The organism is Kitasatospora sp. NPDC086009 (assembly GCF_044540385.1).
Classification (GTDB): Bacteria; Actinomycetota; Actinomycetes; order Streptomycetales; family Streptomycetaceae; genus Kitasatospora.
Genome location: NZ_JBITSA010000018.1, coordinates 85,730 through 100,706 on the forward strand (window position 1 = coordinate 85,730; position 14,977 = coordinate 100,706).

13 protein-coding genes are annotated in these 14,977 nt (G+C 72.4%); 5 read left to right on the top strand and 8 right to left on the bottom strand.

Features of this window, described 5'->3' with window-relative positions; translation table 11 throughout:
* Positions 1-761 precede the first annotated feature (761 nt).
* The 4 genes from ACIF6L_RS31795 to ACIF6L_RS31810 form a co-directional block, all read right to left on the bottom strand.
* Complete coding sequence (locus ACIF6L_RS31795) at positions 762-3,140, bottom strand: Helicase associated domain protein (RefSeq protein ID WP_396490932.1); 2,379 nt, start codon at positions 3,138-3,140, stop codon at positions 762-764.
* A 137-nt stretch (positions 3,141-3,277) separates the two neighbouring features.
* Positions 3,278-4,006: a helix-turn-helix domain containing protein gene (locus ACIF6L_RS31800; RefSeq protein ID WP_396490933.1), complete on the bottom strand. Its 729-nt coding sequence runs from the start codon at positions 4,004-4,006 to the stop codon at positions 3,278-3,280.
* Complete coding sequence (locus tag ACIF6L_RS31805; RefSeq protein ID WP_396490934.1) at positions 4,003-6,213, bottom strand: hypothetical protein; 2,211 nt, start codon at positions 6,211-6,213, stop codon at positions 4,003-4,005. Before ACIF6L_RS31805 ends, ACIF6L_RS31800 begins: the two co-directional genes overlap by 4 nt.
* A gap of 5 nt (positions 6,214-6,218) precedes the next feature.
* Entirely contained in the window at positions 6,219-6,845 is a 627-nt protein-coding gene (locus ACIF6L_RS31810) for a DNA-binding protein (RefSeq protein ID WP_396490935.1), read from the bottom strand.
* Positions 6,846-7,049: 204 nt separating this feature from the next.
* Between ACIF6L_RS31810 and ACIF6L_RS31815 the strand changes: the two genes are divergently transcribed.
* A complete protein-coding gene (locus ACIF6L_RS31815) occupies positions 7,050-9,116 on the top strand; it encodes a TOPRIM nucleotidyl transferase/hydrolase domain-containing protein (protein WP_396490936.1) in 2,067 nt (688 codons plus the stop codon).
* An 860-nt stretch (positions 9,117-9,976) separates the two neighbouring features.
* On the opposite strand, the gene ACIF6L_RS31820 is transcribed toward ACIF6L_RS31815, so the two are convergent.
* Positions 9,977-10,216, bottom strand: a complete 240-nt coding sequence (locus tag ACIF6L_RS31820; protein WP_396490937.1) for a hypothetical protein — start codon at positions 10,214-10,216, stop codon at positions 9,977-9,979.
* Positions 10,217-10,248: 32 nt separating this feature from the next.
* On the opposite strand from ACIF6L_RS31820, the gene ACIF6L_RS31825 reads away from it, so the two are divergent.
* Positions 10,249-10,545 (top strand): RDD family protein, encoded by a 297-nt coding sequence (locus ACIF6L_RS31825; protein ID WP_396490938.1) that lies wholly within the window; start codon positions 10,249-10,251, stop codon positions 10,543-10,545.
* A 569-nt stretch (positions 10,546-11,114) separates the two neighbouring features.
* On the opposite strand, the gene ACIF6L_RS31830 is transcribed toward ACIF6L_RS31825, so the two are convergent.
* Positions 11,115-11,237: a hypothetical protein gene (locus ACIF6L_RS31830; protein WP_396490939.1), complete on the bottom strand. Its 123-nt coding sequence runs from the start codon at positions 11,235-11,237 to the stop codon at positions 11,115-11,117.
* Positions 11,238-11,389: 152 nt separating this feature from the next.
* Here ACIF6L_RS31830 and ACIF6L_RS31835 point away from each other — a divergent pair, with 152 nt between their 5' ends.
* From ACIF6L_RS31835 to ACIF6L_RS31845, 3 genes are all read left to right on the top strand, one after another.
* Complete coding sequence (locus tag ACIF6L_RS31835) at positions 11,390-11,521, top strand: hypothetical protein (protein ID WP_396490940.1); 132 nt, start codon at positions 11,390-11,392, stop codon at positions 11,519-11,521.
* 115 nt (positions 11,522-11,636) lie between these two features.
* Positions 11,637-12,089, top strand: coding sequence for a GyrI-like domain-containing protein (locus ACIF6L_RS31840; protein WP_396490976.1), 453 nt, complete (start codon positions 11,637-11,639; stop codon positions 12,087-12,089).
* Positions 12,090-12,402: 313 nt separating this feature from the next.
* Complete coding sequence (locus ACIF6L_RS31845) at positions 12,403-12,735, top strand: hypothetical protein (protein WP_396490941.1); 333 nt, start codon at positions 12,403-12,405, stop codon at positions 12,733-12,735.
* A gap of 38 nt (positions 12,736-12,773) precedes the next feature.
* On the opposite strand, the gene ACIF6L_RS31850 is transcribed toward ACIF6L_RS31845, so the two are convergent.
* Both ACIF6L_RS31850 and ACIF6L_RS31855 read right to left on the bottom strand, forming a co-directional pair.
* Positions 12,774-13,394, bottom strand: a complete 621-nt coding sequence (locus tag ACIF6L_RS31850) for a hypothetical protein (protein ID WP_396490942.1) — start codon at positions 13,392-13,394, stop codon at positions 12,774-12,776.
* Between the two features lie 13 nt (positions 13,395-13,407).
* Positions 13,408-14,007 carry a hypothetical protein gene (locus tag ACIF6L_RS31855; protein ID WP_396490943.1) on the bottom strand — a complete coding sequence of 200 codons (600 nt, stop codon included), beginning with the start codon at positions 14,005-14,007 and terminating at the stop codon, positions 13,408-13,410.
* Positions 14,008-14,977: the final 970 nt, after the last annotated feature.

Here is a 14,977-nt window from a genome sequence, read left to right on the forward strand (position 1 = left end):
TCGAACGGCCCGGGGGAACCCGCGCCCGGATCGGATCCGGCGACGCGCAGCGCCCGCCCTCGGCGGGTCCGGCCGGCACCGGCCCACGGTGCAAACAGTGGCTACCGGCCCATGCCCGCACCGGCCGCCCCCGCCTCTACCGCGGGCAGGCACGCCGTCAGGCCACCCCGCTCCGGCGCCGCCTGGCCGAGCAGGCCTAGGATCCGGAAGGAGGCCCGGGAGTCTGCCGGAGGGCACCAACCCGGAACCGGCCGCCGACATGCTGGAGCAGTTGGCGGCCATGGACGGTGAGCGGCTCGCCCTGGTCGTCCGGCACACCCGGGCCGTGATCGAGCGCTCGACGGCCCTGGGCGGGGCGCTCGGCGTACTGCCCGACCGGACGAGCCCCCGGCCCGCCGGAAGCAGCGAGGCACCCGCTCCCGGTCCGAGCCCGGCCGGACGCGGGCCCCGGTCAGCAGCCCGTGCCCGCCGACATCCTCGGCCTCTTCCTCGAACCCCACACCCGGCCCGCTGGTGCTGACCGGCCCGCCCTCGAAGGCGGGGGGCGGGGCCGGCCTACGCCGCCGCCACGCCCCGGTCCGACTTCGCGTGAGCGAGCGCGATGATGACGCACGGGAACTGGTCGGACCCGGCCGCCTGTGCCGTACGGGGCCGTCAGGGAGACGCCGGCCGGCGGTGCCGGGTGTACAGGCCCCGCGTCTCCTCCAGAAAGTCAGGTCCTGCCGGTGGAGGCCGGAGGGCAGCAGGTGGGCGGGGTCGGGTCAGGCGCCGGCGCCGTTCTTCTCGACGGCGGTCAGGGCGTCCAGGAGCGCGATCTGCTGGGCGCTGAGCTTCTCCTCGACGCGGGCCGTCGCCTGCTTGCGCAGCCAGGTGCCGGGCCGGAAGGTCGGGTCGGCGTCGCCGCCGGTGCGATTGGCGGGGCCGTCGAGGGTGCCGCCGGCGGTGAGGTAGGCGAGTAGGCGGCGGTAGGAGCGGTTCCAGTCCGGGTCGATGCGCCACATCGCGTCCAGGGCGGTGAGCTTGGCGTCCTGAGCGGCCGTGAGCTTGGTGTTCTTGCGCTGGCGGCCGACCCAGGCGCCCACCGCGTGGCCGTCCAGCTTCTCGGCGGCCGGGATCGCCAGGTGCCCGCGCCTCTGGGCCCAGGCGCGGGCGTGGGCGTAGCCGCGGTCCCAGGAGCGGGCGTGCTTGTCCCAGATCATGCCGAGCTGGTCGAGTTCGTGGATGCGGACCGGGGCGAGGAGGCCGGCACCGTGGAGGTAGCGCTGCCGGTCGAGCCAGGAGATCAGTGCGCCGTCGCGGGTCTTGTCGGTGGGGTCGAGGTGGTGGTGCTCGGCCTGGAACGCGTCGGCCAGCTGGTGCATGCGCTGCCACTCGGTGGCGCGCGGGTTGAAGGCGCGCAGCTTCACGGTCTGGAGGATCTGGGTGGCGTGCTTGCGGGCGTTGATCCGTAGCCAGTCCACCGGCGACTCCGGGGTGGCCGGCTGCTCGGCGTCACCGGCCTCGCCGGTCTCCTCGCCCTCCTCGGACTCGGTGATGATGTCCTGGTCCTTCTCGCCGACCCGGCGGGTGCGCAGTTCGGTGATGCGGCCGACGACGCGGGCGTCGTGGGCGGCCAGGGCGCGCAGGACGCGCCAGATGGTGCGGAAGGAGGACGCCTCGATCTCGTCGTCGGCCTCCGCCTTCACGGCCTCGCCCGCGTCGTGGATCTCGGCCGGGTCGGCGGCCGCGGTGTCGTCGCCGACCTCGGGGGTGGGCAGGTAGACGGGGATGATGACCCAGGAGACCTTGCCCTGCCGGTAGGACTGGCGCAGGGCCCGGCCGACGGCCTGGACAACGTCGATGACGCTCGACTTCGGATCCGCGAAGACGATGGCGTCCACGGCCTCGACGTCGATGCCCTCGTTCAGGAGTCGGCTGTTGCAGATGATGCAGCACTCCTCGCCCTCCTCCCCGGGCCGCTCGCCGGTGGAGGCCGAGAAGGTCGCGAACGCCGCCCGACGGTCCTTGAGCCTGTCGGAGCCGGCCACCGCGAGGGCGGTCACCCGCTCCGGCCGGTCCGCATCCGGGAGCAGCTCGGCGGTGGCGTTCATGGTGGCGGCGAACTCCCGGGCGGCGGCGACGCGGGAGTGGAAGGTGATGACCCGGCGCAGCTGGAGGTCGGCGACGGCGCGCAGCACCGCGATCTGCAACGCGAGGCGCAGGAGTTCCTCGTTGGAGCGCTGGGAGCGGAGGTCGGCGACGGCGGGGAGGTTGAGGAGTTCGCGCAGGTCCTCGTCGGTGACCACCGGGACCAGGACGCGGTAGTCGGCGAGGTAGCCGTGCTCGATGCCCTGTCCGAGGGTCCAGGTGTAGACGGTTTCGCCGTAGATGCGGGTGTCCGTCATGGAGCAGAGCGCGGGCAGTTGCTCGGCGCCCTGGCCGTCGGCGGCGGCGGTGAGGTCCGCGAGGCCGGCCTTCGCGCGGGTGTCGTCGGCGATCTTCGGGGTGGCGGTGAAGTACAGGCGGCGCAGCGCGGGGACCTTGTCGTCGGAGTGGATCGCCGCCCACGCCTTCCCTTCGGAGCCTGCCGTCCGGTGTGCCTCGTCGATGATCACGACGTCCCAGACCGGGAGACCGAACTCCTTGTGCGCGGTGACGATCCGCTCCAGGGAGGCGTAGGTGGCGTAGACGGTCACCGGCTGGCCGTCCGAGGCTCCCTTGACCAGGTCGGCGATCCGGGCCGCCTGGGTGGTCACCTGGGCCTCGACACGGCCGCCGGCCTCCGCGCTCTCCAACGCCTCCGCCCGCGAACACGCCGCCACCGCCAGCCCCCGGCGGCCGCCCTTCAACGACCAGGAGGCGGCGGTCTGCTCCAGCAGCTCGATCGTCGGCACCAGCACCAGCACCCGGCCCTTCGCGGCCAGGCGGCGAGCGCAGCCGGCGGCGATCAGGGTCTTGCCGGAGCCGGTGGCCGCGACGATCGTGGCGCGGCCGCCGTTCTTGACGGCCTTCACCGCGGCCGCGACGGCGTCCTTCTGGAACCAGTGCAGCGGCAACGGGTTCACCGTGGCGGTGCCGGTCGGCTGCGCCGGAACCGGCTGTCCGGGCCGGTCGGGGAACGCGGCCGGGACGCCAGCCTCGGTGGCGGTGGTGGTCTCCACGGCGGTGCTTCTCCTTCGGATACTGAGACGGCGCGACGGGGCGGGCGGTGCTGTGGCAGGGTCGCGGCGGGCGACCTCTCCCCGGGGCCAGGTCATGGATGGGGAGAGGCCGGCCGGGTCCCCGGGGCCGGTGGATGTCAGCCGATCAGGACGTCGGAGCTCTGGTGGCCGGCGGGGGTCCAGGTGCGGATTTCCAGGTAGACGATCTCGGCGTCCTCGGTGGCGCGGCCGGTCTCGACCAGCCAGGTCCGCACCGCGTGGACGACGTCGCCGTGGGAGTCGGCGACCCGGCGGGACCATTCGGTGGCGGGGAAGCCGCCGGTGGCGGAGGAGCCGTAGGTACGCTCCTCGGTGCCGTCCGCGCGCGGGACGACGCCGCGCCGGATGCCCGGAGAGTCCTGCTTCGACCCGGCGGACAGGGTGAAGTAGCGGGCGCGCATGCGCACCGTCAGCGCGACCCGACCGTCGGCGGCCGCGGCCGCGTGGATGACGGCGGCCAGGTGCGCGGCCCCGGACTTGATCGCCTGCGCCCCAGCACGCCCGGCCATCGACCCGCCCGGGGTGCCGATCACGTCCTTGCCCCGCACCCGGGCCTTCTGCCCCGTCTTCGTGCGGCGGCGGGTGGTATTCGCCTCCGCGATCCCGGCCAGCGCCTCCTCGTCACGTTCGCCGCCGCGCACCGCCCGCACCATCTGGCGCAGGGCGCCGACGAACGCGGCGCCCTTGCCCTTGGTGAAGAACTGCGACACCAGGGAGGCGTCGCGCCCGAGCATCTTCGCGACCTGGCGCTTGGTGTAGCCCTGGTCGATGAGCTCCTGGGTCAGGCGGGCGGCCTCGTTCGGGTGGTTCGGGTCGGCGGGGCTCACTGGTCAGTTCCCTTCGCGGCGAGTTCGGCGCGGCCCAGGCCGCGCAGCTTGAGGTACTGCTCCTGGCTGGTCGGGTGCTCGACGGGGCCGGTCAGGTGGCCCTTGAGGAGGTAGTCGCCAGGCTCGCCCCGGTACGGCCAGGGCTGGCGCTCGGTCAACGCGATGCCGTCCGTGCCGAAGTAGACGACCGTGCCGGGCTTCGCGTGCAGGGCGCCGGCGTAGCCGATGACCTCCTTGCCCTGGCGGTACTTCATGTCCAGCAGTGCCGCCCGCGCGCCCGACCACACGTAGGCCGCCCATTCGGGGTGGGCGTAGGGGTCGCGGGAGAAGCCGGCCTGCCGCTGCCACGTCACCACGCTGTCGCCCTGGCCGAGGATCTCCACCCCGGCCGGGAGGGTCTCGCCGAGCGGGGTGGTGCCGGACACCAGACGCGGGCGCTGCGCGAAGCCCCCCAGGCCGAACAGCAGCACGGAGCGGACGGCGCGGGAGGCGAGGTAGGCCGCCTGCCGCTGGCGCTCGTCGCCGTGCAGCTTGGAGAGGTTGGTCAGGTCCGCCCACGCCGCCTTCAACCGCTTGCCCCACTCGTCGAGCGGCTTGCCGTCCTCGAACAGCAGGCCGCCCAGGATCTCGACCTTCCACGGCATCAGGTGGTTGGACAGCGCCAGGTGGACCTCCGCGCCGCCCGCCCACGTGGTGAACGTCGCGCCGGGCGCCGAGGGGTAGATCCAGGCGCGGTCACCGGTGACCGGGGCCGGGAGGAGGCCGACGTGGCTCCAGCCCTGCGGGACGGTGACGCGGATGTTCCAGTGCGAGCACGACATCAGCGCCTTCACCTGCTCCTGCCCGGACATCGCGGCGAACGCAGCCGCCGTGATGCGGCGCGGGACGCCAACCGGCGACTTCCACAAGTGCTTCGCGTAGGCGAAGGTCCGGTCGTACTCCACCAACGCGGGCAACTGCTCCGGCACCCGAGGCGGCAGGAGCAACTCGGTCCGGCCCTGACCACCGGTCGCGTGCAGCAGGCCCCGCAGCTCCTCGGACAGCACCGGGTAACCCCCGGCCCACTTGCCGGTCGTGGGGATGGTGCGCGACCACAGGTCCCGGCCCGTCTGGCTGGGGGAGCCCATCAGCACCGCGTCGTCCCAGTGACGGCGCAGCGCCTGCCACAGCAGCCGGAAGGCGTCCCGGCAGGTGACGACGTCCGCGCCGTCCGGGTCGAACCACTCCCCCATGCTCCGGATCTCGGTGGTGGCGCTGTCCGGCGCGCTCGCGGGGGCGTAGCGGCCGACCGGCTGGCGCTGGTGCACGAAGTGCCCGGCCAGCTTGTCCCGGCCCGAGCCGACCGCGGTCGTCCACCGCTCCGACGGCGTGTTCAGCCAGGCGGCGACCGCGTCCTTGAGCGTGGAGTAGCGCTCGCCGCCGTCGTGCCACGGGGCGCCAGCGGTGATGTAGACCCGCTCGGTCCCGGGCGCGGTCGCCAGGACGGCGTCCAGGATCTCCCCGGGCGTGCGGGCGCCGAGGTCCAGGCGAACCACGCGGTCGCGCACCGCCAGGTCGCCGGTCGCCGCGTCCAGGAACACCGTGCTGCGGGCCTGCTGCGTGAAGTTCGGCCGCTTGGAGACCAGGCCCGTGGTCGCGGCCTCGAACCGCGCGCCCGCCGGGCCTTCGGGAAGGGCGGGCAGCTCGCGCGGCCCAGCAGCGACCGGAGCGACCGGAGCCGCCGAAACGACCGGCGCAGCAGCGACGGGCGCGGCCGGGGCGGACTGCTCGACGACGGCCTGGTCCTCGACCTCGGTCGGCGCCTCGGTCTCCGGGGCGGCCGGGGCCGGCTGCTCGACGACGGCGGCGGGGCGGGTCAGCGCCGGGGCGACCGCGACGGCGGGCTCGGCGGCCGGGACGGCCTTCGGCGCCTCGACGAGCGCGGGCGCGGCCTGGTCGTCGGCCTGGGCGGCACGGACGGCGGCCGGGGTCGGGTCCAGCAGCGGCGCGATCCGCACCACGTCGCCGACTGACAGCCCGGAGGCCTTCGCGATGGCCGGCGCCTGCGCGCCCTCGTACCCCGCCAGCCCGGCCACCTTGCGCGCACGCTGGGCGGTGAGCTTGTCCAGCTCCTTTCGCGCGGCCGCGACCTGCTTCTCGGCGGCCGTGATCTCGGTGCGCAACTCGCGCAGACCGGCGAGCTCGGCGGTGTACGACTTCCGGTCCATCAGGCTTACTCCCCCTCGTCGACGGTGTCGGTGGTCGGGTTGGTGGTGACGTAGGCGATCGGACCGCCGGACACGGACGTCAGGCGGGTACCGAGCAGCAGGCCCGCCAGACGCGCGTCCTCGGTGTCGGCCGGGGCGGCGACGTTCACGGGGGCGGTGAGGTCGGTCAGGTAGCCGGCCAACCGCGCCTTCGGGAACCGGTACCGGACCGCGGTGCCCACGGTGCCGTCCGACTCCCACTCGGCCAGGCCGGTCAGCACCGCGACGACGAACCCGGCCACCGTCACCGGCAGCACTCCGCCGGCCGCGACCCGCGCCGGGTCGCACCGCCACCAACCCGACAGCGCCGCCAGCAGCTGCGCCGCGTCCAGGCCGGTACCGAAGCCGATCCATTCGCGGTCCGGCTCCTCCACCCGCTGCGGGGCGTCCGAGCGCAGCACCGCCACCTCGGCCGTACCGAGCACGGTCAGGTCCGCGACCGGGCGGGCCTGCAACCGCTGGAGAGCGGCCAGCGGGAACACCTGCCGACCCTGCTCGCGTACGCCGGGGACCACGCCGGTGGCCATCAGCTTCTTCACCGTCGGGATCGAGCACCCCAGTGCCGTCCCGGCCTGCCCCGTCGTCACGAACACCCCCACAACCCCCTACGCCTATTCATCTAACTTAAAACGCTAGGACGACTCTACGTCCCCCCTCGCACTGTCCACGCCTTTTCAGTAAGTAACATAAGCATGGGGATGGACGGTGAGCTCCGTTTGTAAGGCGAAAGCCCATGGCCAACCGCTGTGGTCTGCCATGCTCCTCCGCATCGGCCAGGCACGGACGAACGGCGTCTCATGAAGATTCATTCGATAGCGGCTCAGGACTTCCTCTCCTTCGCCTCTCTCGACCTCCCTCTGAGGCCCGGGACGACGGTCGTCACCGGGCCCAACGGTGCCGGGAAGTCGAACCTGGGCGCCGCCGTCGCGCTGCCTCTGCTGGTCCTGGAGCAAGGACTTGGCGGCTCCCGAGACGACTCCGATCCGTTGGAGCTGTATGAGCAGGCCGGCCGGTTCGGTGCCGACGCCTACACCGTCAGCCTCGAAATCGAGCTGGACCAGCCCGGTGAGCAGGAGTTGGTGCGGTTGTTCGTAGAAGCCGCGGTAACCGGCAACGCGCTCAACGCTCATGGCGAGATGAGGCATCCTGAGAGACGCGTACTCGCGCGGTTTCCGGGGCTGAACGTTGCAGCGGACTCCGTCACGTCACTGTTTCGCGGCACGCTGCGGATCGCGTTCTCGGCACGCCGCCGGACCCACTGGTGGGCTGCCTGGGAGTTCGACCACGACGGCCAGCCGATGCAGTGGATCCTCCGCGGGCCCCACGCCGACTGGCTCTGCCACGGACAGCTTCCGCCTTGGACGGAGGGCCGCTCTGCTTCGCCGCTGCTGCGGTTCACGGAAGCGGGGACCGAGCAGCGGGCCGTTGAGGCGACGATGATCTACCACTTCCTGCGGGAGGAGATATCGCCGCAGACAGGTGAGATGGAACCTGCGGCGATCGACTTCGCCCGCGTCATGGCGAACGTCGACTCCACGAGAGCGCGTGCCGTCGACGTCCCGGCCCTCACCGACGGCTCGGGCATCGAGCCATCCGCCATCGCGGCGCTCTCGCACGCCTTGGACCGCGAACACACGGGCCAGGAACGCTACGACTTCCGTTCCGTCCTCGCCGCAGTACTGCGTCAAGGCCTGGTGCTCACCAACAACCGCCGACTCCCCCTCGCGCGCGACTTCCCCCTCGCACAGCTGCGGGGTCCCGCCGACCTGCGCGACGGCAGCGCGGTGGCCGCCGAGCTGTACCGCCTCAAGAACGGCAGCATCGAGGAGCAGCACCGCTTCGCACAAGCTCGGACGACCTTCAAGGACATCACGCGTCTCGACCTGCACCTGCGAAGCACCCCTACCACCGACCAGGGTATGGCGATCGACATCCTCGTCGGCCCGGCCGGCAGCGCCCGCATCGTCCAGTTCGCGGGCGCCGGCGTCCAGGAGTCCCTGCTGCTCGCCACCCTGCTGGCAGGAGAGCCGGGCCGCGTCCTCGTCCTCGACGAGCCGGCCGTCAACCTGCACCCCACCGTCCAGCGCAGTCTGTCCCGCCACCTCGCCGGCGTGCAGGGCATCGTCATCACGCACAGCCCCGACATGGTCCCCTGCTCCGACATCGAGGACCTCGACCGCGTCGTACGCCTCAACCAGCAGACCGACGGCACCCGCGTCAGCTCCGTGACCGCCGCACACCGCCCCCAGCTCGCCAACTGGATGCAGCGACTGCTCCTCTCCGACGTGCGAGCACTGCTCTTCGCCTCGGGGGTGATCCTGTGCGAAGGGGCCACCGAACTCGGCGCCCTGAGCCAGTGGTGGAGCCAGAACCCCGGCGGCCTCGGCGACCCTGGGAGCGCGAACATCGCGATGGTCGACGTGAACGGCGATGCGAGCTTCGGCGGGTACATCAACTACCTGGAGGCGTTCGGCATCCCCTGGGCCGTCATCGCCGACGGCCCGGCGTTCGCGCCCACGGCCAACCTCGGCAAGCAGCTCAGAAAGCTCCGCCTCGCCCCGGACGACCCACCCGCCGCCGACGCCGACTTCGCCGCCTGGCGAACCTACTGGAACCGCGCCGGCGTCTTCACTCTGGCCGACACCTTCGGCACCGGCGGAACGAAGGCCGGCGAGATCGAAGCCTTCCTTACCCGACTCGATAAATCCCTGCTGGAGACCGTCCAAGCCGAACATCGCTCCAGCAAGCCCCGCATCGGTGCCGCATTCGCGGCCGCCCACCCCAAGGTACCGACCGAGGTCACGGACCTGTACCAACAGATCCACACCCACCTCACCAGCCGCTCGAACCGACCAACCATCTGAGCAGGCCAGCACCTGCAAACGACGGGACCCCACCTGCCCAGCCACGGGGGCTCGCCGAGCCTGCCCGACCGCCCAGCCGCTAACGTCGGACGCCGCCCCGATCACGAGGTCACCCCCGTTCAGCAGGCTGCGCTGCCCCGCCTCGTGGACCGACCCCGCGACAGCGACGTACGTCCGGCAGGGTTCGTCCGCCGCCCCGCCCGGCCTAGCGATGCTGGTGGGGTCAGGAGGGGACATAGATCCCGCATGCGGCAGCCATGGAGCTTAGGCGGTCTTCGCGAACCCTGGTGAACAGTCGCGCCTCGTCCCCAGCGTCTTCCAGGCGGCGGTAGTGCGCCGCGGCAAGCAGCCAAGGTCGTAGCCGAGCCGGGACGGGGAAGACCTCCCTCATGCCGTGGCGGCCGATACGCCCCGGGCCGCACGAGACTGTTGTCGGCAGAGCCAGTTCAACAGCACCGGGGGTGAGGTCCTGCATCCGCGCGCCGCGCAGACGGTGCGGTGACACACCAGTGAGCCAGGCCGCGGCCAGTGCCCCGGCCTGGACCGGCCCCGGGCGCAGGGCGCAGGCGGCCGGGCCCGGGACGACGGGGGGCGTCCGCCGGGCCCGGCCGGTGGGAGGCCAGCAGCGCCGGGAGCGTGGCGCGGCTGCTCTGCTCGACGGCCCGGTACTGCACGTGGTGGGGCCGCCGTGCCGGGAATGCTAGCCCCGCCGATCGGCGGTGACCAGGGCTTTGACCTGCGTCTTTCTACGCACCCGTGTCGACCGGAGACGGCCGCCGCCCCCGGGGCGCCCGGTAGTGGTCCGCGCCCCGCGCCGCGTGCCCCAGCCCAGGGATGAGGAGTTGACCGGTCATGCACGATCACCCCTCGATCCCCGCCCCGCCACCGGCCGCCGCCTGGTGGCTTCCCGGCGCCCCCGCCGCGCCCGCCCGCAGAACCGGCATCCCCGGCCTTGCCTCCTGGGCGCAGCGGGCGACGGCGGCCGGGATCGAGGTGGGGATCGCGGGCGGGCTGATGACGGCGTACCTGGCCGGGCTGTCGGCGCTGGCGCCGGCGTTCGCTGCGCTGCAGTTGCTGGCGCTGCTCGCGGACGTGGACATCCGGGGGTCGCTGGCGGGTGGGTGGGCACTGGGTGGTCGGAGGCGGGTGGCTGGCGCTCCAGTGGACCGAACGGGGGCGGACCGGGCAGGGCCTGGGCGGCCAACTGGTGGGGATCATGACGGTGGACGAGGACACCGGCGCGCCGATCGGCGCGGCGCGGGCCATCTGGCGCGGCGTCCTGCACGCGCTGGACGCGCTGCCGGCGTTCGCCGGCTTCGTCCGTCCCGTCACCCACGTGCGGCGTCAGACCTGGGCCGACAGCATAAGCCGCAGCGTGGTGGTCCAGCGGGAGCTGATCGACCGGATCGCACTGCCGCACCAGCAGTAGTCGGCCGCGTCGTCGCGGGTCAGGCGGCAGGGCGGAACGGAGGTGGCTCAGGTCTGCCCCGCCCTGCGGCTGGGTCCGTGGCCGGCCGGCGGGGCCGTCGCCAGTCCTGGTCGGGGACGGCCTGGATGGTACGGCGTCGGCGGGCCGCGACGTTGCCGAGCTTGCGGGGGCCTTCCGCGCGGGCGTCCGGGGTGATCTGGGGAGCTTCGAGCGCTTCGGCGACCAGTCGGCGCACCTCCGGGTTGGAGGCGAAGTAGAAGCGGGGGTTGATGGGTGGCGGCGCTCATCGGGCGGCTCCGTTCGTGATGCTGCGGGTACTGCGGCGCGGGCCCGGCGTCTTCACGGCGGCCGGCGCCTCGGTGGCGGCCTTCTCGGTGCGCTTGGCCGCGGCCTTCTTCAAGCCGGGCCAGCGCCGTCTTCGCCGTGGTCTCGGTCCCGGGTTGGTGTCGACACCGGACAGGTCAACCAGCCAGGACGGCCGCGCTGGCCTTGGCGTCCGGCGTGATCGGCGGCCAGCCACCACGGCGGGGTCGACCCGGACAGCCTCGGGATGCCGCCCGTCTACACCCTCAACCGGGCAGCCGGCGGCACGCCTGGACCTGGGCCTCGCCGCTGCCCTCCCAGAACCGGCGGGAGTTGAGCTGGTAGGTCTGGCTGCGCGGGGACGTCTTGAGCAGGATGTTCAGCTTCACCAGCCCGGGATCTTCGGGTCGAACACCGGGTTCAGCTCGTGGACCGGCCCGGACAGCGGCAGCACCAGACGGCCCGCAGCGGCAAGGAACGCCATGTTGACGTCCAGGCCGACCGCGAACGGCGCCGCGGCTTCCTGCTCGGTGAGCGGGCGGTGCCAGTCCCAGGCCTCGGTGACCAGTTCGCCGCCTACCTCGCGGCCCTCGGCGAGCGGGTGGATGTCGGGGGCCTCCGGCGGCGCCCCTCGGACCGGCGCCGCTGGGACTGGCAGGGCGACAGCCCCTGACGGCGCCCGTCCGGTGCTTCCGCCGGGCTGTCCGCCGTCCTTTGAATTCCGGCGAGAAGCATTTTTATACCCTGTTACGGTTGCCTCGGAATTGGCCGAGGGACGGGGCGGTGTGATGTTTTCGGTGGAGGAAGTTCCGGAATTCAGGGTCGCCTACATGAGGCGTGCGGGACCGTACGGGGCCGGGAACCAGGAGCAGATGGAACGCCTCAAGGGGTGGGCCGCCACGAGGGGGCTGCTCCGGGACGGCTCCGTCGTCCTCGGGATCGCGCAGGACGACCCGGGGGCGGTCGCGCCGGAGGACTGCAGGTACGACGTCTGCCTCGTCGTGCCGCGGGACGCCGGGATCGGCGAGGCCGGAATCGAGGAGGCGTGGCTGCCGGGCGGGCGGTACGCGGTCCGCACCGTGGCCCACACGGCCGAGGCCCTGGCGCGCGCCTGGAGCGGTCTGCTCCCGGCGCTGGCGGACGCGGGATTCCGTTTGGATTCGGCACGGCCGATTCTTGAGCGATTTGCTCCCCGCATGGTCGAGAACCACTTGTGCGAGATCTGCGTCCCGGTGATCTGAGTCCGCCCGGGTCGGACTTCTTCGGTGGGAGGCCAGCTGCGCCGGGGGGCGTGGCGCGGCTGCTCTGCTCGGCGGCCCGGTAAATGCTGCGGTGGGGCCGCCGTGGCGGGAATGCTAGCCCCGCGCCGCCGGTGGGAGCCAGGGCTTTGACCTGCAACTTTCGGCCGCGAACATGCCAGGTGAGCATGTCTGGCGTTCGGGGCGCACGGTGTGGTCCGCGCCCCGGTGCGGCGTGCCCCGCCCCGCCGACGGGGCGTTGAGCGGTCATGAACGATCACACGCCGTTCCCCTCCCCACCGCCGACCGTGCCCTGGTGGCACCCCGGCATGCCGACCGGCACGGCCCCGGCCGCTCCCGCGAGAAGGACCGGCATCCCGGCCTGGCCTCCTGGGCGCAGCGGGCGACGGTGGCGGGGATCGAGGTGGGGATCGCGGGCGGGCTGATGGCGGCGTATCTCGCGGCGCTGTCGGCGTTGTCGCCGGGGTTCGCGGCACTGCAGGTACTCGCGCTGCTCGCGGACACGGATATCCGCGGTGCGCTGGCCGGCGGCTACTGGATGGTCGGGGGCGGGGGGCTGATGGTGCAGTGGGTCGAGCGGGGGCGTACCGGGCAGGGGCTGGGTGGGCGGCCGCGCCCGCAGTGGTGAGGGCGCCCATGTGAGGTGTGGGCACCCTCACCCTCTGATCAGGAGGAGGTGTCAGATGCCGGGGCCGACTGGCGGATCGCCTCGGAGTCTCCGACGGCCAGCACCGCGTCCTGGCCCTCGCGCCAAAACTTCAGTGAGTCCCCGGTCTTCTTCCGGATCTCCACCGTTCCACCGACTCCTTCTATTCTGGCGACCATCGCCTTTTCGGAGCAACCGAGGGTTGTGAATTTGAAGGGGGAAATCTGACCGGACACCTGGGTGTATTTACCGAGAAGAACACTGCCAGGGAATTCCTGGTGGCCATTTGAGAATGCGCCGCCGGTGACTGGGCGCTGCGCCCCGACAGTGGCGGGAGTGGTGCTGGTCGGCTCGGTTAGCTGGTCCGGCAGCAACGAGACCTGGCAGGTGTCGTTCCTGACGGCGAGGACCACGTCGGTGCCCGCGATCTCGGCGACGCCGAGGATCTTGGCCACGCCCTTGGCGGGAGGGGCGTCAACACTGCCCTGGATCGGAAGGTCCACTGGAGCGGCGGCCAAGCCGTCCAACGTCCACGGCTCGTTCTCGGCCTGAGGCGTCGTTCCGCCGCTGGTGCACGCGCCCGCGAGTGCGGCGGTGGCGAGGACCACCACCGCGCCTACGAACCGACTGGATCGCCGCATGTCCTGAAGTCTCCTAGTCGGTATAGGCGTTGTAGCAGTAGCCTACCGGGTGCTGTGCGGTCCCACCGCCGACGTAGCGGTCACCGATGGCGACGTTGTAGATGTCGTAGCTGTAGAGGTCGTACAGCGGGTAGGCCTCGAGGTAGCCGAACTTTCCGGCCGGCACGGGGAACGCGCCGGACTCCGTGTTCGTGGCGGTGTCGGTCACGCTGAAGCCGACGGTGCCGGAGACCTTCCACGCGGCGACTGACACGCTCGCCGACCATGTACTGGCCACCGCCCTGCTCTGGGAGAGCGTCAGCGTCATGGGGCCGGGGCCGGTGACCATGTCGACACGGTCGAGCCCGCAGACCTGGCCGCTGTAGCGCGCGTTGCGGACCTGCGTGTACGGGTCGTCAGTCGTCGTGCTCTGCGACTCCTGGGGCAGCGTGACCCGCCCGGCGTCCGGGACCTTCACCACGGGGGCCTTGCGGTCGATGGTCCAGTGCCCGGGCACGGCGCCCGCCGGAAGCTCCGCCGCCACCGCCGACACCGGGCCGGAGACGGGCACCGCCTGGGCCTGCGGCGCGGCCAACGCGATCAGCGCCCCCACGCCTGCCGCCGCGCACGCCATTCGAGAAATCGTCTTCCGCGTTCCAATTCCCCCTGCGATTGATTTCGCACCCGGAACTCCCGGACACGTCCGATCCTGGCGGCGAGGCTGATCGGAGGCAATCAAATAGAGAGAATTTGAGCTTGAATTGAGCACGGCAGGGTGAGGGGTCATGAAATAGCCACCCAATGCGGACATCCCACCCCCAGGGAAATGGACTTCCGAATTCCTATTCTGGGACTGGAGTGGTGAAAGTTATTGATTGGCGGCGGTGGCCGCCGCCTCTCCCTCATCGCGGCTCCTTCGGCACGAGCGTGACAACCGCACCCGCGGCGCGCAGGCAGCCGACCGTCTACATACGGCGGGGTCGGAGGGCGGAGCGCTCAGACGAGACCGGCGCCGATCGGACCGCGAGCGCCGCACTGGACTGGGCCCGCGCCGGCCTCTACGTCCTCCAGCAGTCCCTGACCCGGCCGTTCACCGAGGTCCTCCTCTACAACGAGCTCGGCAACCGGCCCGCCCACCGCATCTCTACCGCCACGCCGACCTGCCGCGCCACCGCGACCCCAAGGCCGCCGCGGCGTGGTTCACCGCCCCGACGGCCCCCAGCGCCCCGGCTTCCGAGCAGCACGAAGGCCGCCACCCCAGCACGGGGGGTGTGGCGGCCTTCGGCTGGTTCAGGCAGCGGGTTCGGGGCGGCCGGCGTGTGCGGCCGGCCACCCCGGCGGGCGATGCCCTTGCCGGCTCGGTGCCGGGGGGTGTACGCACCGGGCCGCGTGAAGAAGGGCATCGCCGCACGCCCTGGTCGGGGCGCTCACCCGTTCAACGAACGAAAGCGGTCTCGGTCACCAGCCCGACAGCGAAAGCCCGAACGGGCCCGGACGGGCTGGCGCCAGCGGGGACGCGGCCGGGCCAGGCGCCGGGTGAGCGAGCCGGGACGGGCACCGTCGAGTCAGTCCGCTCCCCGCAGGCCCGGCAGCTCGTCGAGGTA